Raw genomic sequence first — 25153 nt, forward strand, 5'->3', positions numbered from 1 at the left:
TTGCACAATGATCATAAAAGTTTTAGGATAAGTATAGTACCGTTCATGGGGATGTAGCTCAGCTGGGAGAGCGTGCGGTTCGCATCCGTAAGGTCGAGAGTTCAATCCTCTTCATCTCCACCATGAAAAAATCCTCTTGCTATAGGCAAGAGGATTTTTTTTGTTGTCGTACGGAATCCGATCAGGCAGCCAGCCGTTTGCGCAAGACTGCCGTAACGACCCGGTCAAATTGAGGCAGCCAGCAGTGATCCTTATGGCTGTAGGTCCGGATGACAATGCGGTCGGCAAACAAATAGAGGGAATTCGTATAAATGGCTTCGTTATCATCCCAGTCGCCATTGTAAACGTTGAGGATGCGTCCATCGAAATAATTGACAGGATTCATAAAATCAGGATCGCCCGGCCGCGTATGGGTATGCCCGGAAACCCAAAGACGCACTTGTGGCTGGTGCCGCAAAATATCTGCCAGTGCCTGAGCCGGCTGTGCTACATCCCGTTCACCTGGCCGTGACACACCTGCCGCATCAGGCAAGGCGGTACCCGCAAGCGGTGCATGACAGAAAATAATCGTCGGCGCGTCCCTGTTCTCTGTGAGGACCTGCTGCAGCCAGTGAAGCTGCTGCTGGGATAATTCAACTGCCGCCTGGCCGGTCGTCACATCCGGTGACAGGAAGATGAGGACATAGCCGTAGAGACGGCGCATATAATAGAGCGGGCCAAAGGTCCGCGTATACCGCTTCATATGAAGGATCCGGTCGAAGAGGCCAGCCGTCGTAAAATGACCGGCACCGTCCTTACTGTATAACAGCTCATGGTTGCCGGCGATAAAGGCTTTACGGCAGCGCAGGCCCCGGACAAAGGCTTTCACCGTTGCATATTCGGCCTGACTGCCATCGCGTTGCACCATATCGCCTGTAAAAACGGACAAATCGACATCGCGCCAACGGGAAATATCGTGCAGTGCATTTTCTTTCGTTGCCATTTTATTCATGTACGGTGCGCCGGAAATACAGGTCTTGCTGGGATAGTGAATATCGCTGAGGACCACGATACGCCGGTACGCACGGCCCGCCCGTTTACTCCTGACATCAGAAAATGACGGTGCGATTCCTAATACAGACTGCAATTTCTTAAACCATCCTGATTTTGCCATATGTATCCCTCCTGACCCATCCGGTGCCCCGGCAACACTTGCTTGTTTTCTATCTACAGCATAGCGGACAAATATATGAACATTTCTAATAGAGGGAAAAATCTTTGTAAAGTAAAAAAACGTGGCAGCAAGGGCCTGTACCACCATGCTGACCACGTTTTGTATGTTTTAATACCATTCATTAATATAGCATTTTGTCTGCGGAAAGAGGGCTTCCACAAGCTCAAGTCCCACATCAGACCCGCTCAATTTTTCCTGGAATACCAGGTCCTGTACAGCCATCGTCCCAAAGGCGAGGAGCGCCAGCGTACCGATGGGCATGGTAACTGCCGCTGCCGTTTCAGGCGGCAGCTTTTCGACGCTGCCTTCACCGTGCCAAACACTCAGGCGCCACGTACCCGTATTCCATTCAGCCAAGGGATCCGTAACAGAAAAGACGAGATTGCCGCTCACGTCTTTCGGATAGGGCAATTCTTCCAAGGCACCCTTGATATCGACAATGCGGCCTGTCATGAAGGGCATCGTTTCATGGCCCTGTTTCCCATCCGGATAAAAGCGGTAGGACTGATCGTGCAAGCCTTCATTCCATTGGAACGTATCGCCTTGGGAGCGGTGGTTATAAATATAATTCAAAAGGCCCTTCTTCCCCTTTGCCGTGGCGTACACGAATTCACCACTAACGATGGTCGGTTCGCCAAGCTGGTAAAAGAGATAGCCTACAGGACGGTCGCCGTCAAAGCAGACAGCAATATTTCCTTCAGCCAGCTGGGCTTCCATATGGGACCGCCAGCTCGCTTCTTCGTCACGCACGGCATAGCCAGAAAGATGACGCGTATAGGCTTCGTATACCGGAGCCAGGCATTGCCACTGGTCGGGACTCGTCAAAAAGCCATAATGAAGGCTTCTGTCCGTCAGGGGACGCAAGGCGTCCAAGGGCAGGGTTTCCTTCCATTGATGACAATAGAGCTCGTAGCCATAGGGCTGGTAAAAGCCGGCTTTGGAAGGCATGAGAATGTTGATGTAATGGCCACGCCGTTTCATTTCGCTGAGGGCAGCTTTCAGGAGTTTACCGCCGACACCGCCGCGCCGCGCTGCAGGATGCGTAGCCAGGCCGACGATATACGAGGTCTTGATTTCCCGTCCCCGCAGGCAGAGCGTGTAAGGATTCAAATGGGTCAGGCAGGCCATTTGTCCGTCCTGGAAGCCTAAGAGCACATTTTCCGGCTGGTAGAATTTCTTGAAATACCATTGAAAAAAGGGATGTTCCCGCGGTTCGAAACAATAGGCCCATAAGCTTTCTACTAATTCCCGGTCCTCTGCAGAGGCTAAACGAAATTCCATAGAAAAAACCCCTTTCCTAGAAAAAAAGTCTCCACAGGTACGGCCTGCGCCTGGCATAGTGCCGGCAGCCCAGCCGTGCCCGGGAGACGCTGTCTTTTATTTTTGACGCAAGGTGACATCAAACTTTTCTACATAATGATGCGGATTGTACGATTCTTTCGAGTGACGCAGGCCGGGAATCCCCATATCTTCTTCACGATTGATGTACGTCGTATGGCTCCAGGCGTGGACGACGAACTCGTGGTTAATGATCTGATAGAGACCGCGGATGGTAGGATCACTCTTTTCAAAGTGAATGATCGCCGTATCGTCATTGAGCATTTCCCCAATGGAAAAGGCTACGATCTTATTGTACATGCGGATGGCACCGCCAACAGCCTGTAAGGCATCCCAGTTATTAAATACCGTTTCAATGGCATGGCGTTCTCCCAGCAGTTCCTCATCACCTTCGCCATCTGTATCGTGCTGGTCGTACCACGTTTTTTCTGCATCCAGGCATTCGCCGAAGATTTTTTCCGTAATGGGCACGTATTCCCAGTTACCGATATACTGGTTACAGAAATGATTGAGGTTATTCTTTTTCTGGCGGAACTTCTTGCCGGAAAGGTTTATGAGGTCCTGCGTCAGGTAGACGTATTCGTAATTATCCCGGTCCGGTGTAATGTCATAACAGTCCGGGCATAAATCGTGGATCCGTTTCGCCGCTTCCGGTACAACGCCCTTCATGAGGAACTGATAGCCCCGGGCATCAAACCATTCGTGCATACGGGCAATGCCCTTGACGAAGTCGGCATCCTTTTTCGTAAAAGGCGGCAGCCAGAACTGCTTCTTGCCACGGCCGGAACGGATATAGAGGACATTGTCTTCTTCGGCCCACTGTATTTCATAGGGGTACTGCCAGGCAAAGAGTGTCATAAACGTAGCATCTGCCTGTTCGTACCGTTTTTGGTGAAAATAATCATCCAGTATTGCTTTATCTTCCAATCGGAATTCCTTGAATTCGATAATAATAATCGCCCTCCCTCAAAATGAAGACAGCCGGTACCATCCCTAGATACTTACCTGCGGGATACGTACGGGTTATCTTTTATATAAAACCGCCAGGGAAAAAACTTTCCCTTTTCGGCATAATCAATATGAATACGCGGTGAGCGCAGTATCGTCAGACGAGTTTTCTGTGCAGGCCCTGCAATATACAGCTCAGCACCGCAAAGATCGAGCATATTTTGCGCTTTTGTAATCGCCATAGCCTGGCACAGCTTACCCGGCCCATTGGTCAGATTCACACTGGCCTTAGCGGCCTTTCGATTGGCCAGCATGGCCTCGGTTCCCAGCACCGGTTCGACGGCTCTGATGAGTACTGCCTCGCCGCTGCCGGCCGGACCAGCTACGACGTTAACACAATAGTACATACCATAAATAAGATAGACATAGCTGCAGCCACCAGCCCGGAACATGGGCTCCGTCCGTTTCGTACAGCCATGGAAGCTGTGTGCCCCGTCGTCAGGCTGCCGGCGGTACGTGCCGCCGTACGCCTCTGTCTCTACGATGCGGCCTGCATAGGTGGTGCCGGCAGTAACGTGGACCAGATACGAGCCTAACAGCTTCTTGGCCAGGCTGACAGCATGTACCTCATAGGCTTCGCGTGGCCATCTTTCACCAATCATGATTCCTTCCGATAGCCTAAGGAATAGGAAATTTCATAGGCATACTGGCTCATGGTAAAGAGCATTTTTTGCCGGATAGAATCGTAAAAACGCATACTCGGACCAGCAATGGTCAGGGACGCCACGACCTGTTCTTCAAAGTTAAAAATAGGTACGGACAGGGCAAAAAGGCCATGTTCGCTTTCGTCCTGCGTAATGGCATAGCCATTATGCCGGATGGTGGCAAATTCACTTTCTGACAGGTTCCCATACTGGACGATAATCCGCTTGCGTTCTGCCTTATTAGCCCAGGCCAGCAATACCTTGCCGGCAGCGCCTTTATATATAGGCAGGGATTCGCCCATGGGAATCACGCGGCGCAAGGAATGGGTGCTTTCTACATGATCCAGACAGATACGGTTATCTCCTTCAGCTACATAAATACTGGCCGTTTCATTAAAGATTTGCTGGAGACGGCGCAAGTAGGGCTTAGCCAGGGTAACGACATTTTCCGTCCAATGGGACGAATAGCCCAAAGCCAGCGCTTTAGGACCCAGGCGGTATTGCTTGGAGGCCTCATTGCGGGTCAGATACTGCCGCCGTTCCAGCGTGTTGACGATGCGGAACGCCGTAGACGTATTGAGATCCGTCTTCTCCGCAATTTCTTTCAGCGTCAGGCCTGTATTGCATTCGACGAAAATATCCAGCACATCCAGACTTTTTTCCAAAGACTTGAGCAGGCTGTTTTCCCTGCCCTTTTTCCCTGTATCTTCTGTTCTCACGAAATACCCTCCTTCCTATGGCTACGAATTTACTTTCATGCCAATTTCCAGAGAATTCGGCGGATCTACGACGACCTTATCGCCTTCATTGAGGCCGTTCAAAATGACGACCTGCCCCGCTTCTTCATCGCCAGTCAGGACAGAACGGGCGTCTGCCAGGCCCTGATCATTGACGATGTAGACAAAGTCACCACTGTCCTTCGTGCGGATGGCTGTCTTCGGTACCGTGATCTGCGAAACCTCCTGTGGTGTAGAAAGGCGGACATGATAAAATTCTCCCGGCATAAACAGGTTTTTATCGTTGTTAAAGGTAATCTTAGCCATATACGAATTGGTCGCCGGATCCTTCACGTCAGCCAGGTAAGTCAGCTCACCGGCTTCCGATTCACCGGACGGCGCAATAATGGATACCTTGATTGTACCACTGTTCTTGGCACTTTTCAGGGCTTCTATATAATCTTCCGGTACGGCAAAGGTAGCGACGAGCGGAGTCATCTGCTGAATCGTAGCCAGGACGTTGCCTGCTACAGCGACGGACGGATTGTCGGCTACAGCCGTTACGCGGCCATCAATAGGTGAATAAATCGTAGCATTGCTCAGCATTTCCCGGGCTGTCTGTACAGCCTGCTGGAGCTGGGCAATCTTTTCTGTATCGACAGCCGGAGCGGCCGCTTGTGCCGGCGCTGCGGGCGCTGCCGTGCGGGCCATCATCTGGTTATATTCTACCTTGGAAATAGCCCCCATATTGTACCAAACGTCCAGCTTTGCACGCTGGGCAATATCACCGCCGCCACTGCTGGCCGGAGCCGTATACGCCGGCGCTGCCGCCGCGGCCGAAGAGGCTGCTACTAATTGGGCTTCTGCATCGCTGACGCTTTGCTGGTACGGCGCGGAATCCACCTGCACGACGGCTTCGCCGGCTTTTACTTCCTGGCCTACCGTAAGAGGCGTTGAAACCAGCTTGCCCGATAACTTCGGCACGATATTTGTCATATGCAGGGCCGTAATATTCGCATCCAGTGTCAGGGCTACAGGATGATTGGACTTCGTCACGCTTTGGGTCTTCGTAGAAACACTGTTACCACAGCCTGCAAGCAGACTCATGGCAAAGACAGCAGTACAGGCCAAAGCTGCCCATTTCTTTACGTTCACAACTATTACCTTCTTTCGGAATAAAAGAATCTGCACTTTTATTCCTATATATCACGCCATAGGGAGCAGGACAGCCGGCTCCTCAAAAAAATGTGTAAAACAAGGTCAATACGGCAACGGCAGGCAAGCCAAAGATCCCAATCAACAGGCCCGTGACGAGCGTAATCGGTACAGGTGACAAGCCCAGCAGATAGCCGAAATGATTAATCCCATAGAGGACAATCAGGCCGACGATCACGTTACCAAGGAGACGCCGCAAGGGCGCTAAAATCAGTTTATGAAGCAACACCAGTATGACAATACCAATGCCTACACCATATAGGTCCAAAAGGCACCTCACATTTCCTGCCGGTTGGCCACAGCACCTGCCAAGGTAGCTTCATCGGCATATTCAATATCGCCGCCCATAGGCAGGCCACGGGCAATACGGGTCACGCGGATACCGGCCGTTTTCAGCAGTCTGGCCAGATAGAGAGCCGTCGCTTCGCCTTCCACATCGGGATCCGTTGCCAGAATGACTTCCTGTACCTCTGTATTTTGCAGCCGCTGCAGTAATTCTTTAATACGCAGGTCATCGACGCCTACGCCATCTAACGGCGATAAGGCACCGTGCAGGACATGATAGAGGCCATGGTAATCGCCACTGCGTTCAATAGCCAGTACATCCTGCGGCGTTTCTACGACACAAATGGTCGTATGATCACGGCGGGAGTCGCTGCAAATCGGACAGGGATCCTGGGCCGATAAATTAAAACAAATGGAACAAAAATGCATTTGTTCTTTTGCCTCACGGATAGCCGTAATAAAAGCATCTACCTTATCCTGCGGCTGCTGCACCATATGGTACGCCAGCTTTCTTGCCGTCTTGATGCCTATGCCCGGCAAACGGCGAAACTGTTCCGTCAGGCGATCGAGTGGCGTATCCATTAGAACATGCCCGGCAGCTTCATGCCGCCTGTAATTTTGCTCATTTCAGCAGCCATCATGTCGTCTACTTTCTTGTTGGCTTCATTGACGCCGGCTACAATGAGGTCTTCGAGCATTTCCGTATCTTCCGGATCGATGACATTCTTATCGTTGATTTTGACGCTTTCGACATTCTTTTCGCCATTCATGACAATCGTCAGGGCACCGCCGCCGACGGTCACTTCTACAGTACGCTGTTTTAATTCATCCTGCAGCTTCTTCATATCCTTCTGCATTTTCTGTACTTTCTTCATCATACCTTGCATATTTCCACCAAACATTTTCTTGTCCTCCTGTTTTCTATTTGTTTTCTACATATATATGACAGTCTCCCAGTGTTTTCAGCAATGGTTCCAGAACTTCGCGTTCCTGTTCGGGAATATCCTGCAGCGTAACAGCCTGTAAGGACTCAGCCTCTTCTTCAGGAGCTGCTGCGTTCACTGCCGGCGCCATAGGTTCAGCTATAGATGGCGCAGGAGAACTCATCAACGTGGTTTTAGTGTTTTTTTTTTCAAAGTCTGCCAGTGCAGGATCATTTTCCTGATATGCCTGCATATGGTAGCCCCGGCCAATTACCTGGGCCAAAGCCTGGTCGACAAACTTATAATAGTCTTCCCGGTTGGCCCGCTTGACCATGAAGGCCGATTTGAGGGAAATAATGACCTCTGTCGCACCGATATATACGACATGTCCCAGGCGGATACAGGAAAGAACCTGTAACTGCTTTTCTTTTTGCAAAATCTGGCAAACCTGTTTCCAGATAGCCATGTATTGGCCCGGCGGAACAGTCTGGCCGCCTGCTTCAGCCGCAGCAGGCACAGCATCCGGTGCAGGAGCCGCTTGGACCTGTTGTGGAACTACGGTTGCCGCCGACGGTGCTGCCACAGCCCTTGGTGCTGCCTTTGGTTTTGCCGGTACCTGACGGTGCGGCGTCTCTGCCGGTGCGGCTACAAGGCCGGCATCATCAAAGGGGTCATAGAGTGGTTCCACAGGCTGGTAAAATTCATCCTCCGGCAAAGGAATTTCTTCCTGCTCCGTACCTGCCTTAGAAGCCCCCATGGGCAGGCCCTTTGCCAGTGCCTGTTCTAATCGGGTTACGCGGTCGGTCAGAGCCTGCAGTGCCGGCAGCATCTCGCTGCCGCCTGTAGCAGCCGCAGGGGAAACAACGGGTTCGCTCGCCTTGAGCAGCCCCATTTCGACGGCCACCCGTGGTACAGGCGAATTTTTTGCCGTGAGCAGCGCTTCCTGGAGAATTCCCAGAATATGGAATACGTGCTCTTTCGAAACGCTGCCGGCCTGTTTGGCCAGTTCTTCCCGCGAATCAGCATAGGCTGCCAGCGTATCTGACGCCGGTGCCGCCTGATACAGCATAAGTGCCCGTAAATGAGTCAGCAATTCGGTCAAAATAACGCGCGGTTCCTTACCAAAACGTACGATATCATCGACGGATTTGACGATCACATCGCCTTTATTATGAAAAACGGCATCGGCCAGGGAAAAAATCCAATCCCGGCCTACGAGGCCCAGCAGGTTGCGGACAAGCGTTTCATCAATGGTCCCGTCAGCATTGCTGACACATTGGTCGAGCATACTCAGGGCATCGCGCATGCCGCCATCGGCCTGGACAGCCAGAATATGAGCGGCACCTACCGTCAGGCCGATTTGTTCCTGTTTGGCTACATAGAGGAGCCGTTCGGCAATATCCTGGCTGGTAATGCGACGGAATTCATAGCGCTGACAGCGGGAAAGAATCGTCATAGGTATCTTTTCCGGTTCTGTCGTGGCCAAAATAAAAATGACGTGGGCCGGTGGTTCTTCCAAGGTCTTCAAGAGAGCATTAAAGGCTTCTGTCGTCAGCATGTGTACTTCATCGATGATGTACACTCTCTTTTTGCCTTCTGCCGGCATAAATTTAATCGTTTCCCGTAAGCTGCGTATGTCTTCAATGCTGCGGTTGGAAGCCGCATCAATTTCCACCACATCCAGTGATTCACCGTTCATGATGTGCAAACAGGCTTCGCACTCGTTACAAGGGTGGGAGGTCGGTCCGTGGACACAGTTCATGGCCCGGGCAAAAATCTTAGCCGTACTGGTTTTGCCAGTGCCACGCGGTCCGGAAAAGAGGTACGCATGGGCTACCTTATCCGTATCTATAGCTTTTTGCAATGTCTTCGTAATGTGGCCCTGGCCGACTACATCTTCAAAGGTCTTCGGCCGCCATTTACGATATAACGCAATATATGCCATGACTATCCCTTTCCAAACTATTAAAAAAAGCAGCTAACGGGCTAGCTGCTTTTACCAACTGAAAAGTACTCGTGTATGACAACCCGTCAGGTTGCCTCATGGCACATGAAAATGACTACTTATCGCTGCTTCCTTTCGGACCTGACGAGGTTCATAGGTTTCCATTGCATAAGTCCCAACGGATTGTCACGCACCAATACTTTTATTATGTTAGCTATGTAATTATAGCCCATAAATGGTAAAATAGCAAGCAATTTTACATTGTAAAACTGAAAACGATCTATACGTAATCTACATATGTCATTTAATGTGTAAAAAAACTGCTGCATGCACCAGGCATGCAACAGTTTTTTTGATCTAAGCCGAAGCTTATTTATTCTGCCAAATATCAACACGACGGTTGTCAGCACGGCCAGCTGCTGTAGCGTTCGTAGCAACCGGATCGGTATCGCCCTTGTATTCCAGTTTCATCTGCGAAGCCGGTACGCCCTTGCTTTCAGCGTATGCAGCTACGTTGTCTACGCGGCGCTGAGACAAGCCTTCGTTGTATGCATTCGTGCCCTTGGAGTCTGTATTACCAACGAGTTTGAATGTATCTGTCGGGTTAGCTTTTGCTGTAGCAACGAAGTTTTCCAGTTTCTGCTGTTCCGACGGCAACGGCTGATCTTCATCAAAGCCGAAGTGGATGCTTTCGAAATAGTAGTCGTTTCTCGGAGCCGGAGCCGGTGTTTCAACAACCGGTGCGGGTTCCGGAGCTGGTGTGTATACAGGTTCCGGAGCCGGAGCTTCTTTGTGGCCGCCACCGAAACGATAGGATACGCCGGCAATGAAGCCTTTGTACGTGATGTTCGTGTCGTCATGTAATTTAACGCCATCGATAACGTCGCCGCCATCAGCCAGTTTCGTGTTCAAATAACGGTAGCCGGCACTGATATCCCAGTTATCGCCAATGGTGTAGCCAAGGCCTGCTTCCCAAAGAGCCGTGCTCTTCGTGCCGACAGCACCTTTTGCATAGAAGTCGAGATTTTTAGCCAGCGGTGCTTTAGCGATCAAGCCGATCTGGGCAACGTTGTTCGTATCGCTCCAGTTGGCACCGTCGAGATCGTTTTTAATGCGGTTCCAGCCAGCGTATACAGCGAAGTTTTTATTCAGGGAATATACGAGGTTGACTTCGTGTTCGTCACCATCGGTGCCGATACCGGCAGTTTCATTGCTGCCATCGGTTTTCAGACCGTAGTAGTTATACTGCAAAGCCAATCTGTTTGTGAATGCATAGCCGAGACCGCCCTGGAAATTCCATTTTGTATCGGTGCTTACGTCGCCACCGGTACCATAAATGTCGCCGCTGTCTACTTCAGCCTTCGGATTCCAGGCACCCAGGTCCAATTGCCACTGGCCCTGTTCAAACTGTGTCTGCGGTGTTGCAAAAGCAAATGATGAAACACATGCAGCTGCTGCTACTAAAGCGAATACTTTCTTTTTCATCATGATACCCCCACGCTTTCTGTTATAAATAAATTCATAAAAACTACACAATAACTTTATAAAAGGTTCGTTATTGTGGACCTTTATACGCAAAAAGTATAGCATATCATTGTTACAGAATTGTTACAGTTTAGTTACAAACAATCAATATTACAAACTGTCAACTATCTATTCTGCTGTATTCTTTACATACATAAGTACCCGTTCTAAGACGGCCGGCAGCTTGACGGAAACACTTTCAATATTGACCCGTTCTGTCCGTTCGTGCAGATCACGGCCCCACGGTCCAAGGAGCAGGAAGGGAATCTGCATTTCTGCCATGGCATTGAAATCAAAGCCATAGGATTTGCCCCACAAGGGCAGGTTATGTTCCAAGAGAGATTCATCGAGATTGGGATCCACACAGCAATAGCTGCAGTCAGAAACGCCATTAAAATAGTGATCATAACGGATATCCGTCACTTCTTTAATGGCCTGGCAGAGACCGGAGAATTTTTCATCGTGAAGCATGTGGCTGTCGGCGGCCGGATAGTACGGCGGTGCAAAGGAAATAATCGTCAGGGGATCAGTCATGCCCGTAAAATCGAGGATTGCTTCGATCATACGGATCGTTTCCTGGGCATACGTCGTTTCCCCTTCCTGGAGACGGATGAAGCTGTTATTTTTGACGTTTTCGTAGAACACGTCAAAGCCTGGGTAGGCTGCGGCCCGGTTGAGCAATTCGGCGCTGCTGATGACTTCCATAGAAAGGCCGTCATCGACATGCTGCAAGGCTTCAGCTACAGCTTCTTGGGCTACATTGCGCAAAATATACATGACATCTTCCGGCGTCTTCGTATAGGTCATGAAATTGGCACAAGCGGCTACGCGCTGAGGCAGGGATACATCATAATGCTGCTTGCGGTCGCGCAAGTAAATCCACGCCGGCGGCGGCGTCATTTCTTCGCCGCAGCGGTCGGCCAGGGAAGCATCCCCTTCTGTAGCTGCAATAATCCGGGACACAATCCCCAAGGGATTGATGCCCTGACGGTAATTGCCTACGTGTACGGATTTTCCCTGTACGAGGACGACAGGCAATAATTTGCCGACAGACCCTGTAAAGGCGACGATTTTTCCGTTTTCCTTTTCGTTCGGTTCACTATTGATGAGAACACGATAACTAAGGCCGTACGTATCGCGCAGTTCCTTTAACATCGGTACGGCTGTGCGCATACCGGAAGAGTACGATTCTTCATCAGGCAGGGAGACAAATAAAAGACCTACATCGCCACCACCCTGGGCGGCATATTCTTCAAATACGGCGAGCTGCGCTGCGGCACCGCCCTTCATATCACAGGCACCACGGCCAACGAGCCATTCTCCGCTGGTCAGATCAGAAAGGACGACTTCGTCCTTTTCAAACTTGATCAATTCTGCCAAGAGCCGGTCCGGGGAGAATGCATCATCCCGCAAGATACCATAGGCCTCTGTATTGACGGCGTCATGATGATTCAGAAAGATGACCGTATCTTTCTTTTTGCCTGGAATAAAGCCGCAGACTACGGAGCGTCCGGCCGGATCATTCGTGACCCGGATCAGGCTGACCTGTACGCTGTCACCCATGGCCAGTAATTTTTTTTGCAGATATTTTTCCATATCCACTTCTTTTTCCGTATTCGTTTCACTATCAATGGCAATCATTTCCCGCAACAGTTCCAATACTCGCTGGTTTCTTTCCATATCCCCAACCCCTTTTCAAATTATTTAAAAATCCATTTTTTACGTGATAAATAATTCCACACCGTAACAATCGCACTGGCCATGATTTTTGCCAGCATAGACGGCAGGCCTAAAATAGACGGTGACGTAAAAATCCACATGAGAAGTAAGTTCCAGCCCAGGCCGATGGCACTGACCAAAAACACGAGGGATACTTCAGCTCCCCGGTCGTAGCGGCTGCCGCTGTCGAAAACAAAGACATTGCACAAGAGATAATGGTACAACGTAGAAACGGCAAAGGCCATAGTCGTCGCGGCCAGAACATTTTGCGTCTGCAGTGAAAATACACTGTACGCCGTAAGGCAGCTAAAAAAGAGATAAAACAATCCCCATTCCAACAAAGCCGCGCTGCCACCGACCAGAAGGTACATGAAGATTTTCATATATTCATTATTGGTATAGTCAAAGCCAAATATTTGCTTTTTTTTCATTACTGATGTATATCCTTTGTATTTTCCCCCATCACAGGCGATGAAGAGATGATATTTCTTTAATTATACGTCATCTATGGGCGCTATACAATCCAAAGATAGGCAGACAGTCTGGCAAATTTCTGCCGGTACGGCCATAAATCGTGAGATTTATCATAGCATTGATGAATATCTTATGGTAAACTAAAACTGATTTATATCAAAAATCAAACATTAACAAAGGGAGCAATCTCATGGAATATACAAAATGTATCAATTACCTGCTGACGGTAGCACAGCACGAGGTATTTCTCATATTTTCGGAAAACCTGTCCCAGTTTGGCATTACGCCGGGACAGTATGGCGTATTGGCCTGCCTTTGGCAGGAAGAATCGTTGACGCCAAAGGAAATCGCGACGATTTTACGCGTCGAGAATTCTACCATTTCCGGCGTCCTCGACAGGATGGAAAAACGGGGCCTTATCGACCGCGTACTCAATCCTACTAACCGCCGCAGCATCAGTGTCAAAGCGACAAAGGAAGGCCTGTCCCTCAAGGAACCGGTACAAGCCCTGATCGATCAGCTGAATGATCAGGTGTTAAGCATCTTTTCACCGCAAGAAAAGAACGAGCTCATAGGCCTTTTAAATCGTATTTGTGACCAAAAAGGCTGACTATCATATATCTCCGGCCCTGTGCATATCGTACAGGGCCGTTTTTTCTTTTCTCTACGTTGCAGCTATAGCATGCATTCTCTCTGCCTATACCTATTTTCGCAGATTATTGACGTGTCCTTCTGAACATGATATTCTTTGTTTAAGAAATAGTTCTTAATGCGAATTATTTTAATTAAAAATAGTAATAAATTTTCCCCTATATAGCAGGAGGTGTTTTTATGAATTTCTCGTTAACAACAGAACAACAACAGCTTGTCGATCAGGTACGTAAATTTACGGCAGCTCACTTAGCACCAAGTGTTGCCGAACGGGATGAAAAACAAGAATTTCCCTTGGACGCATTTAAAGAATTCGGGAAAATGGGCATGTTCGGTCTCTGCTATCCCACTGAATTCGGCGGGTCCGGTATGGGCTATTTACCATATATCCTGGCTGTAGAAGAAGTATCAAAGGTAGACGCCGCTTTTGGTATCGCCTATTCTGTCAATACCTCTTTATATGGTGGCAGCGTCATGTATTCCCAGGCTACGGCAGAACAAAAGAAACGCTTTCTCGCTCCCATTGCCAGCGGCCAGGCTATTGGTTCCTTCGGCCTGACAGAACCTTCTGCCGGCTCGGACGCAGCGGGCCAAAAAATGCTGGCAACCAAGGATGGAGACAGCTACATCCTGAACGGTACCAAAATTTTTAATACCAATGGCCCCATTGCTGACTACACGGTGATCTATGCCCTGACAGATCCTTCTATCGGTACAAAAAGTATGTGTGCCTTCGTCGTGGAAAAAGGAATGGAAGGATTTTATGTAGGGCCTAAAGCCCACAAAATGGGAATTCGTTCTGCCCAAGTAGCGGAGATGGTATTGAATAATGTCCGCGTGTCACCGGAACACATGATTGCCAAACCGGGAGAAGGCTTTAAATTAGCCATGGTAACCTTAGACGGCGGCCGCATTGGCGTAGCCGCCCAGGCCCTGGGTATTGCCGAAGGCGCCTTTACCATCGCTGCGGACTACCTGCAAAAACGGGAACAGTTCGGTAATCCTTTGGTTAAACAGCAGTATTTGGCCTTCAAAATGGCCGAGCTGTATGCCGATCTGGAAAAGGCAAGACTGGTCCTCTATAAAGCAGCTACCTTAAAAGAAGAAGGAAAACCTTTTACAACAGCAGCAGCCATTGCCAAATTGACCTGTTCCGATACAGCTATGAAAATAACGACGGAATGTGTACAAATGCTGGGCGGTAACGGCTATATGCAAGAATACCACGTAGAACGCATGATGCGCGATGCCAAAATCACACAGATTTACGAAGGGACCAATGAAATTCAAAAGCTGGTCATTTCCAGTAATCTCTTTGCCCATAAAAAATAAACGCTCTCTATACATAAAAAGTTCCACGTATGAATTGTTTCATGCGTGGAACTTTTTTGATTCTTATTTCATTTTTGCGGCTACATCAGCGGTAATATCCTGATACTGGCCGATCAGGACGCTGCCTTTCAGAACGACATTGTCCAAGCCTTTTTCCTTGCGGACGGCGTCAGCCTTAGCGAGGATATCTTTTTCGATGGGCAGGAATAAATCGAGGCGCTGCTTGTTCAGCTGATCAGCGTATTTCTTAGCAACGTCCTGCTGCTGTTTCTGATCCGTTATCTTATCCTTTTTAATTTCGTTCTGGAAGCCTTCCTGGGCTTTTGTTACATCTGTCTTCCAGGAAGCCATGGCTTTCGTGAAGCCCGGATGCTGTTGGATCAGTTGAGGCATATCGAGCGTACCTACCGGTGCGGCCAAGGCACCACCTAAAGCGGTTGCTGCCAGCATAACCGACATCATTAACGTGCCTATTTTTTTCTTCATCTGCATCGTAATCAATCCTCCTTTATTAGTAAACATTATATAACAAAACAAGTTTATTTTTCAACCCCTGTGAGAGCCAGGCATTCTTCATGGACCTGGTCTTCGCAGGAGCGCATAGCTAAAATCGTCTTTTCAAAGAGCTCATTTAAATCCCAGCCCAGTACAGCGGCGCCCTTTTCGATGACGTCACGGGAACAGCCGGCAGCAAAGCGTTTATCCTTAAATTTCTTTTTCAGGCTCTTTACTTCCATATCCTTCGTGCTCTTAGACGGACGCATCTGCGCAGCAGCCCAAATCAGGCCGGTCAGTTCATCTGCTGCATAGAGGACCTTTTCCATCTGGTGTTCCGGCGCTACGTCGACACAGATGCCATAGCCATGACAGACGACGGCGTGGATAAATTCATCAGAAGCATTGATTTCCTTTAAGAGCTCCGGTGCCTTTTTGCAGTGCTGCTCCGGATATTTTTCAAAATCTACGTCATGCAATAAGCCGACGAGGCCCCAAAAATCAGCTTCGTCGCCATAGCCCATTTCCTGGGCATACCAGCGCATAACGCCTTCTACAGTCAGGCCATGCATGATATGAAACGGTTCTCCATTATATTTACGTAATAAAGCTAATGCATCTTTTCTTTCCATTGTTCTCTACCCCCTGCATGAAATATAAATGGTTATGTGGATATAACCAGTATTATATCATAGATTCTTTAGGAATAGTAAAATTAGAATTGTATTCTATATCATTTCATCAAGGCGGTTCATGCGGCTGTCTTCTACGACCTGAAGAAAAGAGCGCCTATGGATGGGATTATCCAGGAAGCCAAAGAGATGACTGGGGCAGGTGCAATCGGTACAGCCAAAACCATCTATACGCCAGTCTGCTACAGTACCTACGGCCTGGGCCAGGCTATGCTCCAAATCAGCTGCAGTGCGGATTGGAATGGCCGCTACGACATCTGCAGCCTGGCGCAGGTAATCAATGTGCCAGTGCAGGTGCTTACGCTTGCGCTGGTGCCGGGCCAGACGGGCAGCCAGGTTCTTCTTGGCCGAACCGGCATAGACGTAATAGCCTTTAGGAAAATGCACGCTTCCCTTGGCACCGATAACGATATCGCAAGCTTCTGCCAGGGAGAGAACGAAGAGATAGTCACCACGATCTTTGTTTTCTTCTTTTAACACTGCTTCAGGATAGGTCAAAAGACCGGCCGGCTGCGGCTTAGTAAAGGAAGCATCCCAGCCGACGGCCAAGGCCTTCCAGTCCAAAAATGGCGCCGCCTCAGCAAAGGCTGCCGCAAAGGCCGGATCCGTATGATAATCCGGTAAGAACCAACGGGCCCGATTCCAATGGACGAGAAAGAGCACGCCCGTATGATAGCCCTTTTGCGCCATAGCTGCCAGTTCAAGGACGTGCTTTCTGCCCCGCTCCGTTACGGCATCGGGAAACATAGCTCCTTCTTTGCTAAAGAGGGTACACGACTTCACTTCAACGAAAAAGAGCTCTTCACCGCGGCTGAGGAGAAGGTCAAAGCGGCTGTCGCCGACAGTCACCTCCCGCCGCAGGAGATCCCAGTCCTCCCAGCCTGGCACGATATGCTGTGACACCAGCCAGGCTGCGGCATCATTATTGTACTGCGTATCGAGGAGAATGGGCACACCATCCCGTTCGATACCGACAATATCGTAGGGCGTCTTGCGGGCGCTATTCGCAGCCGGCCGCAAATACACCGGTACCTGGGGAAATAACAGCTCCCACATGCGCCCGGGATTGGGCATATGGCAGGTCACACACTGCCCAGCCAGTTCTACATGGGCAATGAAACGATTCGGGCGATCGACAAAATATCCTTTTTGTAACGGCGGCATAGCTTTCATAGGCTTTTCTTCCTCTCTAGTTCCGATATCCCCAGTATACCACAAAGGACTGCAACCGTTGGTCACAGTCCTTGCACAATTTTGTGGATATATTTTACCAGAGCTGGCGCTGCGTTTCATTCAAGACATAGTGCAAGCCATCACGGCTTGTGTTGAGGATAAGCTTTTCCGGGAAGTTACACCGCGTCAGCATAGCTTCAGCTGTGGCAAAATCGCCGACAGCCGAAAAAATGTGGGCATCACTGCCGACGATAACCGGCACACCATAGTCCTGGCAGAGGGCCAGAAAGGTAGGAATGTTTTTATCAGCATTGCGCCGGCCCGTCCTGGGCGACGTAGAGCTGCTGTTCACTTCCAGGGCTATCTTGGCTTTCGCGGCGGCCTGAACCAAGCGGGGGTAATCCAGTGGATAACGGTCGTCATCAGGATGACCGATGATCTTTACGCAGGGATTTTGCATGGCACCGATGAGTGCGTCTGTATTTTCAGCCCGCGTACCCGCATCAATGCAGGGTACGTGCAGACTGGCAATGACATAGTCCATCTTTTTCAGGGTTGCGTCGTCCATATCGAGGTGTCCGTCATAATCGCTGATATTGGCTTCCATACCGGTAAAGATGCGAACGCCAAACAGTTCATCCGGTACAGCCTTATAATTTCCAAAGAAGATGGGGTCCGGTGCGCCCGGCATGGAGCTGCTGTGATCCGATGTGCCCATAGCCCATAGGCCCCGGTCCCTCGCCGCTTCGATATTTTCCTTCAACGTACTGAAGGCATGGCCGCTGACCAGGGTATGCGTATGCAAGTCAAACAATAATTTTTTCATCGGCCTGCCCCTTCCTGATCCTTAAGAATCATGCGGACCTCTTCCCCCGGCTGGAACATGGCTTCACAACCGGTATATACGGTAAACCAGCCGTTGGCACAACGCAGGGAATATTGGATTTCCCGGCCGTTATACTGGCGGTTTGTAACCGTCGCAGCCAGCCCCTGGCCGGTACGGCTCAGGCGGAACTGTTCCGGCCGTACGGGATAAATCCCTTTTTCTTTAAAGACCGGCGCAATAGCCTGATCTTCATAGACCAAGGTCGAACCGGCTACATGAAACTGATGGTCACGCCACTTGCCCTGTACCATGTTGCATTTGCTGACAAAGGAAGCAACGAATTCTGTCCGCGGCGAGGCATAAATTTCCTGCGGCGTACCGATTTGTTCAATAGCGCCATTTTTCATCACGATAATACGGTCGGCCATAGCCAGGGCTTCGCTCTGATCGTGGGTAACGTAAATGATGGTCGCCCCGGTCTGGCTATGAATGTCCTGAATTTCCCGGCGCATACTGATCTTTAATTCCGCATCTAAGGCGCTCAAGGGTTCATCCATGAGCAGGATAGACGGCTTGCCTACGATGGCCCGGGCCAAGGCTACGCGCTGGCGCTGACCGCCGGATAATTCACCGGGCAGACGCTTGGCATAGGGCAGGAGGCCCATATTGGCAATGGCCTGTTCAACGGCTCTTCTTTTTTCTTCTGCCGACAAGTGCTTTTGCCGTTTGCTTTCCATAGGAAAGCGGACATGCTCTTCTACGGTCATGTGCGGCCAAAGGGCAAAGGACTGAAACACCATCCCCAGATCACGTGCTTCTACAGGCACCATGGTATGCCCATCTGAATAGATTGTTTCATCCAGGCGGATCGTCCCCTCGGTCGGCTTAATAAAGCCGCCAATGGCCCGCAAAAGCGTCGTCTTACCGCAGCCGGATGGCCCCAGAATAGCAATGAATTCGCCTTTTTTGATTTCTAAGGTAATATCACGAAGGGCCGGCGTCTGTCCGAACTGCTGACTTACGTGTTCCAGATACAAACTCATGTTCCTTTTTCTCCTTTCGTTCAGAGGCTTTAAAGTGAACCAGGCTGTAACCAGCCAGGATCAGGATGACAATGACCGTCGACATAGCTGCCGAAAGACTGTAATCACCGGCCTGCTGGAAATTAAAGATCGTCAGGCCAATGGTCTTCGTACCGGCACTGGCCAGCATGGAAGACAAGGTTAATTCCGTCAGAGCGGAAACAAAAATCAGAAAGGCACTGGAAAGGACCGGTCTGGTCAAGAGGGGAATCATGACCGTCCGCCACAACGTCCACTTGCTACGGCCGGAAACGCGGACGGCTTCTTCCAGTTCCGGGTTGACCGAGAGGAGTGCCGTCGTACTGCCCTTGATCTGTAAGATCAGATAGCGTGTAATGTAGGCAATGATAAGGATATTGATCGTACCATAAATGCCCGGTTTTACACCTGGCAAGGGCTCTGTCCAATGGAAAATCATAGCCAGGGCCAGGACGATACCCGGAATGGCATAGGTCAGGGATGCACACTTTTCAGCCAGTGCTACGGCCCGGCTGTTACGGCGTACTTTCAAATAGGCCATGGCTGTGCCCACCAGGATACAGATTACACAGGTGATCACGGCCAGGAGAATACTGTTGCGAATGGCCGAAAGGACGCCTGTATTGGTAAAGACAAAGGAAAAATGCTGCAGCGACAGATTGGCACGGGTCATGGCCAGGCCATAATTTTTCAAGAAGGCACTGGAAATCATAGCCGCCAAGGGGACTAAATTAATCAGGCCCCACAGGAGGAACAAGCCCCATTCCAGCAGACGGCGCCGCCCCTTTTGCAGGTAAATACGTACAGCATAATCATCCTTAATACTTTCCATAGCACCGCCCTTGCGGATGACCAGCGCTTCAATGAGGGTACCCGTAATGGCAATGACCGACAGGATAACCGACAAAGATGCTGCCAGGGGGAACGAATCAGGGCCAAAGCTGATGGCCTTTTCATAGATATACGTACTGAGTACGGGAATACCGGAAGAAATACCCAAAAAAGCTGGTACAGAAAAGTTATCAATCGCTGAGAGAAAGGCCAGGAGGGAACCGCTCATAATGGCTGGCAGTGCTTCTTTTAAATCAATCTTCCACAGGGTCTGCCAAATGGTGAAGCCGCAGGCCCGGGAAGCCCATTCCATATCGAGAGGTATTTTACGCAGCATATGAACGACACTCAAATACACAATGGGTATGTTGCAAATACCGATGACCAAAAGAATACCGCCCGTCGTGTACATATCGATAGCAGCCAGGCCATGACTTTCCAGGAACTGGTTAACCAGTCCCCGTTTTGTCAAAAGGCCGCTCCACGAAAGCGTAATAATGTACGAGGGAATGATGAACGGCATGAGTACCATCATTTCCATGAGCCGCTTATGCCGTAAATTGGTATAGGCTACAGCCAGAGCCATGAGTACGCCGACGACAGCAGCGATTACGGTCGAGCCCAGGGCTATGATCACCGTATTGACGATGGCCTCCAGAGTCCGCGCATCCTGCAACAGGATGTAATAATTCTGCAGGCTGTAGCCATCGGGGCCTTTGAGGCTCATGACCAGCAAGCGGATAATAGGGGCTACGAAGATCATAAAGATCGCGGCATAAAAGAGGCTGGTTTTGCTTTTTTGCCACCCCTTGCGCAGTATGTCCATCCTTGCCTTCCTTTCTTAGTTACTGAAAAATACTTGTGAATTTGCTCTTATCAGCTTCGCGGTTTTTAAAGAGCTCAGAAATATTGACATCCATTACTTTAATATCAGCAATGCTCTTTAAGCCGGCCGGCGCTTCTACGCCTTCTTTAATCGGTGTATAGCCAATGCTGGCTGCCAGTCTCTGGCCGTCTGCCGAAAGGACATAATCGATGAAGGCCTGGGCAGCTTTCTTATTCTTTGCGCCCTTGACGAGGCCAATCGGTTCGGTAATAACCGGGGAGCCTTCAGCCGGATAGACGAATTCTACCGGTGCGCCCTCTTTCTTCGAACGGTTTGCCATGTAGTCGACGATGATCCCGCAGGCTTTTTCTCCGGCGACGACGGCTTTCTGAATGGCACCATTGCCTTTATCTACTTTGACATCGTTCTGTTTCAAGGCCTGGAAATACTCCCAGCCTAAGGAAGGAATACGGGTCATGACGCCTACATTATAGGCAGCCGCACCGGAATAGAGCGGGCTCGGCATAATCAATTCCCCTTTATAGGCCGGTTTTGTAAGGTCGGCAAAGCTCGTCGGAATTTCTTTGGTCCGCGTCGTATTGTACATGATCCCTGTCGTAATGACTTTCGTACCTGTATACATATGATCTTTATCGATAAAGGTAGCAGGAATACCTTGCAGCTCCGGCGATTCATAGGATTCGAGTAAATCCTTTTGCTTCAGGTTTTCAAAAGTAACACTGTCTGCTACGAGCAGGACATCGGCCTGTACGGCGCCAGCCTGTTTTTCTGCCAGTACTTTACTGATGACTTCTTCTGTACCGGAGCGGAACACATCGACTTTTACTTCCGGATGCTGCTTGTGGAAGCCGTCAACGAGCTTTTGTGCATCTGCTTCAGGCTGTGACGTATACAGGACAAGAGACCCTGTATTTTCATTTTTACTCGTTTCCGAGCCGGTTCCGGAACAGCCTGCCAGACCCATCATGGTAACACCCATCATTACCGCTACTACGACTTTCTTTTTCCAGCTTTTCATCGCAAGAATCCTCCTTAGAATGTAAGAATACAAGATTTTTGTGGTATATAGTACACTCCCGGCTGTCGTCATAGCCTTCTATGACGAAGGGGAGATTTCTTTTCTGCAGCCACGGCCAAAAAGCGCTCAAGTCGTAATCACCTTCCCCTAAGGGCGTATGGTATACGGCGCCGCGGCGGTTGCTGATATGGATTTTGGAAACACCGGGCATGAAGGTCAATAGCTGCCGCGCTTCAGACAGGCTGTCGCAGTGGGCAATATCGACGGTATACGAAAATTTCGGAAAGAGTTCTCCCGTTACTGCTTGCATAGCTGCAGCCGTCGTAACGAATTCCCTCTTGATTTTCTCCATGATTTCCAGTGATACGGCCAGCGACATAGAAGCAGCAGCCATGCTGATTTCCTCCAGGGAGCGGTGCAGGATTTCACAGCTTCTATCCGTAATGCCGGCCAAGGTCAGATGCCCCGGGTGAACGGTCACTTCTTCTGCACCAATAGCCTTTGCCAGCTGCAGGGACGCAATGACCTGCCCTACCGAAGCCTGGCGGATACTTTCATTAATCGAAGCCAGATTCAGATCCCAGCTGCAGCTGTGCACGAGTGTGCGTAAGCCGTAAGCTTCAGCCAATGCTTTATACTCTTCTATATCATAATTTTGGTAAAAAAATTGCTGGGCCCACATTTCCAGGCCGGTCAGACCATCCGTCTTTATTTGTCTTGTCATATCCTGCAAGGATGTCTGCCAAAACAACGTAGACGCAACAAACATGTCCTTCATAGGATGCCTCCTTCTCCTTGCTACGCTATTATACCCATGTCTTTGTAAAAGCCTTACAGGATTTCTGTAAAGAATGAATAAAATTATTTCATTGAACAAAATATTGAAATAATTATTGCATTTTTGTAACTATATCCTGTACAATAGACGGGAAAGAAAGGTACATCATGGCAAGGAGGATGTGTATGCTACAAGAATTGTACGAACAGCACAAGGATCTGTTTTCCCGGTCAGACCATAAAATCATGGAATACCTGTTGCGCAATAAGGATCAGCTTCCCTATTTGACCGTCCGTGATTTCGTGCATACGCTGCAAATCAGTCCGGCTACGGTGTCTCGTTTTTGGGGAAAAATTGACGTCCGCAATTTAAACGATTTAAAGCAGCGGCTCCATGATTTGGAACAGGCAACACCGTCTTCCCGCATGGCCTCGGCAGTAAAACAAATCCAGTGTACAGGCATTTCTGAAGAAGATGTCCTGGAACGGCAAAAGCAGGGTATCAAACGGACCTGGGAACACTTAGAGCCACAGAAATTGGAAAAAGCAGCGCATCTCATGCAACAAGCCCGTCGGATTTACGTTCTCGCGCCGGATGCATCGCTGGGATTATTTTATATTTTGCAATACAGGCTGCGCCGCCTGGGTTTGGAAATGATTCTTATCAAAACAGGTTCAGAGCTGTATGAATATCTTGTCTCCCTCACAGCCCGGGACGTCCTGTTGATTTTCAGCTATTCCCACATTATCAATGAAGTCAAGGTATTGCTGCGTCACTGCCGAAGCATTTCCTGCCCGGCCTTGGTCTTTACAGATCTCCTCTTATTCACCGAAGAAGACAAAGCCGATTTTGTCTTCTATACCTATCGCGGTGAGCCCAATGAATACCATTCCATGACGATTCCCATGCTGCTCTTGGATATTCTCATTCTCTGCCTGACCAGTATGGACACTGACAGCGTTTCTAACAGCCGCTATTTGGAAGAATTGCGAAAGACCTACGAAACCTTCATTAAGAGATAAAAAATAACGACCTGGTTAAAACCAGATCGTTATTTTTATACAATGTTATTTTCTGCCTGCCGCCAGTTGTGGTTCCGTTACGGTCTTTTGTAAAACCATGTCGGTTTTGGGAATTTCCTTAAAGAAGAGACGAATCAGGAAAAAGGCCAGGATAAAGGCCAAGATATCTGATAGAGACTGGCACCACACCAGACCGGCCAGGCCAAAGAAATACGGCAGCAGGAGGAGTGCCGGAATGAGAAAAATGCCGCTCCGGCCGGCAGCGACTACCATGGCGCCTAAGGTATGACGCGTCGTTTGAAGCGTCATATTGGTAATGACGACCAGGGCTGTAAAAGGAAAGGTCACACATTGACAGCGCAAGGCCCAGATACCAATGGAAATAACCGCCGGATCATCGCGGAAAAGGGCAATAATGGAGCTGGCAAAGAGAAACGCAACGACGGAAACGACGCAGGCAAAGGTCGTGCCAAAGGTCACGGCAAAGGAAAAGCCCTGGCGCAGGCGGGAAAATTTCCGGGCGCCATAGCTAAAGCCGCACACAGGCTGAAAGCCCTGGCCAAAACCGATGATGACGGCGGCGGCGAAAAAACTCAGTCTGGTCACAATGGACATAGCGGCAATGGCCGCATCACCGTAGGCACCGGCAGCTACATTGAGACAAATCGTAGCGACGCTCGTCGTACCCTGGCGGGTCAGGGACGGCGCACCGCCGGCAACAATTTCCTTAAAGACCGGCCACGACGGATGCACATCACGCAGACGGAAGGGAATGTTGCCACCCCGGCGGGTCATACAGAAGAGAATACAAAAGCTCACGATCTGACTGAGTACCGTCGCATAGGCGGCGCCGGCTACACCCTGATGAAAATAAAAGATAAAAAGCGGGTCGAGAAGAACGTTGAGAAAGCCACCGGCCATAATCCCGATCATACCTAAGGACGAACTGCCCTGAAAGCGGAGGTGGTTGTTCATCAACAGAGAGCACATCATGACAGGTGCCCCCCAAAGAATGACACTTAAATATTGAATAGCATAGGGTAAAATGGTCGGTGTCGAGCCTGTAAGCACGGCAATATCAGAAACAAAAAAATTACCGCCTAAGGCAACGACGAGGCCACAGCAAAAGGCATAAAAGAAACTCGTCGAAATCATGCCATGGGCCGCGTCCCGCTTTCCTGCACCGAGCAGGCGGGACACGGCATTGCCTGAGCCCATGCCGAAGAAAAAGGCCAGGGCCTGCATGATGGCCATGCTGGCAAAGGTAACACCTACAGCAGCCGTCGCTGCCGTATCGATTTTACTGACAAAAAAGGTATCAGCCATATTATAAAAGCTCGTACAGAGCATACTGATAATGGAGAGAATTGCCAGGGACGTAATAAGATGCCGTACAGGCAACTCCAGCATATGTTTAATTTTT

At 49.7% G+C, this 25153-nt stretch carries 25 protein-coding genes, 1 tRNA gene and 1 other RNA gene; 4 read left to right on the forward strand and 23 right to left on the reverse strand.

Annotation, left to right across the window (positions count from 1 at the left end; genetic code table 11):
• Nucleotides 1–47: 47 nt before the first annotated feature.
• Nucleotides 48–123, forward strand: a tRNA-Ala gene (locus PGX44_RS02455).
• Nucleotides 124–181: 58 nt separating this feature from the next.
• On the opposite strand, the gene PGX44_RS02460 is transcribed toward PGX44_RS02455, so the two are convergent.
• The 14 genes from PGX44_RS02460 to PGX44_RS02525 all read right to left on the reverse strand — a co-directional run bounded on the left by PGX44_RS02460 (nt 182) and on the right by PGX44_RS02525 (nt 12961).
• Complete coding sequence (locus tag PGX44_RS02460; RefSeq protein WP_498854116.1) at nt 182–1153, reverse strand: metallophosphoesterase family protein; 972 nt, start codon at nt 1151–1153, stop codon at nt 182–184.
• A gap of 168 nt (nt 1154–1321) precedes the next feature.
• On the reverse strand, nt 1322–2494 hold the full coding sequence (locus tag PGX44_RS02465) for a GNAT family N-acetyltransferase (RefSeq protein ID WP_498854117.1): 1173 nt from the start codon (nt 2492–2494) through the stop codon (nt 1322–1324).
• A 96-nt stretch (nt 2495–2590) separates the two neighbouring features.
• A complete protein-coding gene (locus PGX44_RS02470) occupies nt 2591–3478 on the reverse strand; it encodes a DUF2156 domain-containing protein (RefSeq protein WP_498854118.1) in 888 nt (295 codons plus the stop codon).
• Between the two features lie 74 nt (nt 3479–3552).
• Nucleotides 3553–4161, reverse strand: a complete 609-nt coding sequence (locus PGX44_RS02475) for a DNA-3-methyladenine glycosylase (protein ID WP_498854119.1) — start codon at nt 4159–4161, stop codon at nt 3553–3555.
• Nucleotides 4158–4922 (reverse strand): IclR family transcriptional regulator, encoded by a 765-nt coding sequence (locus tag PGX44_RS02480; protein ID WP_186502529.1) that lies wholly within the window; start codon nt 4920–4922, stop codon nt 4158–4160. Before PGX44_RS02480 ends, PGX44_RS02475 begins: the two co-directional genes overlap by 4 nt.
• Before the next feature lie 21 nt (nt 4923–4943).
• Nucleotides 4944–6074, reverse strand: a complete 1131-nt coding sequence (locus PGX44_RS02485) for an efflux RND transporter periplasmic adaptor subunit (RefSeq protein WP_498854120.1) — start codon at nt 6072–6074, stop codon at nt 4944–4946.
• A gap of 82 nt (nt 6075–6156) precedes the next feature.
• Nucleotides 6157–6402 (reverse strand): pro-sigmaK processing inhibitor BofA family protein, encoded by a 246-nt coding sequence (locus tag PGX44_RS02490; RefSeq protein WP_498854121.1) that lies wholly within the window; start codon nt 6400–6402, stop codon nt 6157–6159.
• 8 nt (nt 6403–6410) lie between these two features.
• Nucleotides 6411–7001, reverse strand: coding sequence for a recombination mediator RecR (recR, locus tag PGX44_RS02495; protein ID WP_498854122.1), 591 nt, complete (start codon nt 6999–7001; stop codon nt 6411–6413).
• Complete coding sequence (locus tag PGX44_RS02500) at nt 7001–7321, reverse strand: YbaB/EbfC family nucleoid-associated protein (protein ID WP_289001017.1); 321 nt, start codon at nt 7319–7321, stop codon at nt 7001–7003. Before PGX44_RS02500 ends, recR begins: the two co-directional genes overlap by 1 nt.
• A 19-nt stretch (nt 7322–7340) precedes the next feature.
• The gene (dnaX, locus tag PGX44_RS02505) at nt 7341–9287 is read right to left on the reverse strand and encodes a DNA polymerase III subunit gamma/tau (RefSeq protein WP_498854123.1); all 1947 of its coding nucleotides are present in this window, start codon (nt 9285–9287) and stop codon (nt 7341–7343) included.
• Between the two features lie 81 nt (nt 9288–9368).
• Nucleotides 9369–9468: signal recognition particle sRNA small type (gene ffs, locus PGX44_RS02510), an RNA gene on the reverse strand.
• A gap of 188 nt (nt 9469–9656) precedes the next feature.
• A complete protein-coding gene (locus tag PGX44_RS02515) occupies nt 9657–10775 on the reverse strand; it encodes an OmpA family protein (protein ID WP_186502523.1) in 1119 nt (372 codons plus the stop codon).
• Nucleotides 10776–10940: 165 nt separating this feature from the next.
• Complete coding sequence (locus PGX44_RS02520; RefSeq protein WP_289001014.1) at nt 10941–12491, reverse strand: M20/M25/M40 family metallo-hydrolase; 1551 nt, start codon at nt 12489–12491, stop codon at nt 10941–10943.
• Nucleotides 12492–12511: 20 nt separating this feature from the next.
• The gene (locus tag PGX44_RS02525; RefSeq protein ID WP_498854124.1) at nt 12512–12961 is read right to left on the reverse strand and encodes a GtrA family protein; all 450 of its coding nucleotides are present in this window, start codon (nt 12959–12961) and stop codon (nt 12512–12514) included.
• A gap of 233 nt (nt 12962–13194) precedes the next feature.
• Here PGX44_RS02525 and PGX44_RS02530 point away from each other — a divergent pair, with 233 nt between their 5' ends.
• Entirely contained in the window at nt 13195–13614 is a 420-nt protein-coding gene (locus tag PGX44_RS02530; RefSeq protein WP_498854125.1) for a MarR family winged helix-turn-helix transcriptional regulator, read from the forward strand.
• A gap of 221 nt (nt 13615–13835) precedes the next feature.
• Nucleotides 13836–14987 (forward strand): acyl-CoA dehydrogenase family protein, encoded by a 1152-nt coding sequence (locus tag PGX44_RS02535; RefSeq protein WP_498854126.1) that lies wholly within the window; start codon nt 13836–13838, stop codon nt 14985–14987.
• 63 nt (nt 14988–15050) lie between these two features.
• On the opposite strand, the gene PGX44_RS02540 is transcribed toward PGX44_RS02535, so the two are convergent.
• The 8 genes from PGX44_RS02540 to PGX44_RS02575 form a co-directional block, all read right to left on the reverse strand.
• Nucleotides 15051–15479 carry an OmpH/Skp family outer membrane protein gene (locus PGX44_RS02540; RefSeq protein ID WP_186502518.1) on the reverse strand — a complete coding sequence of 143 codons (429 nt, stop codon included), beginning with the start codon at nt 15477–15479 and terminating at the stop codon, nt 15051–15053.
• Nucleotides 15480–15526: 47 nt separating this feature from the next.
• Nucleotides 15527–16114 (reverse strand): hydrolase, encoded by a 588-nt coding sequence (locus tag PGX44_RS02545; protein WP_498854127.1) that lies wholly within the window; start codon nt 16112–16114, stop codon nt 15527–15529.
• A 96-nt stretch (nt 16115–16210) separates the two neighbouring features.
• Complete coding sequence (gene sfsA / locus PGX44_RS02550) at nt 16211–17347, reverse strand: DNA/RNA nuclease SfsA (RefSeq protein WP_498854128.1); 1137 nt, start codon at nt 17345–17347, stop codon at nt 16211–16213.
• A gap of 94 nt (nt 17348–17441) precedes the next feature.
• The gene (locus PGX44_RS02555; protein WP_498854129.1) at nt 17442–18173 is read right to left on the reverse strand and encodes a phosphatase; all 732 of its coding nucleotides are present in this window, start codon (nt 18171–18173) and stop codon (nt 17442–17444) included.
• On the reverse strand, nt 18170–19216 hold the full coding sequence (locus tag PGX44_RS02560; RefSeq protein ID WP_186502514.1) for an ABC transporter ATP-binding protein: 1047 nt from the start codon (nt 19214–19216) through the stop codon (nt 18170–18172). The genes PGX44_RS02555 and PGX44_RS02560 overlap by 4 nt, the downstream gene beginning before the upstream one ends.
• Nucleotides 19158–20891, reverse strand: coding sequence for an ABC transporter permease (locus PGX44_RS02565; RefSeq protein ID WP_288201033.1), 1734 nt, complete (start codon nt 20889–20891; stop codon nt 19158–19160). The genes PGX44_RS02560 and PGX44_RS02565 overlap by 59 nt, the downstream gene beginning before the upstream one ends.
• 19 nt (nt 20892–20910) lie before the next feature.
• On the reverse strand, nt 20911–21930 hold the full coding sequence (locus PGX44_RS02570) for an ABC transporter substrate-binding protein (protein ID WP_498854130.1): 1020 nt from the start codon (nt 21928–21930) through the stop codon (nt 20911–20913).
• Nucleotides 21833–22708 carry a sugar phosphate isomerase/epimerase family protein gene (locus tag PGX44_RS02575; protein ID WP_498854131.1) on the reverse strand — a complete coding sequence of 292 codons (876 nt, stop codon included), beginning with the start codon at nt 22706–22708 and terminating at the stop codon, nt 21833–21835. Before PGX44_RS02575 ends, PGX44_RS02570 begins: the two co-directional genes overlap by 98 nt.
• A gap of 185 nt (nt 22709–22893) precedes the next feature.
• Between PGX44_RS02575 and PGX44_RS02580 the strand changes: the two genes are divergently transcribed.
• Nucleotides 22894–23730, forward strand: coding sequence for a MurR/RpiR family transcriptional regulator (locus PGX44_RS02580; RefSeq protein WP_498854132.1), 837 nt, complete (start codon nt 22894–22896; stop codon nt 23728–23730).
• 45 nt (nt 23731–23775) lie between these two features.
• On the opposite strand, the gene PGX44_RS02585 is transcribed toward PGX44_RS02580, so the two are convergent.
• Nucleotides 23776–25140, reverse strand: coding sequence for an MATE family efflux transporter (locus PGX44_RS02585; protein WP_498854133.1), 1365 nt, complete (start codon nt 25138–25140; stop codon nt 23776–23778).
• Nucleotides 25141–25153: the final 13 nt, after the last annotated feature.

It is taken from the genome of Caecibacter sp. AF58-12pH5A, from assembly GCF_027681725.1.
GTDB classification, from domain to species: domain Bacteria; phylum Bacillota; class Negativicutes; order Veillonellales; family Megasphaeraceae; genus Megasphaera; species Megasphaera hominis.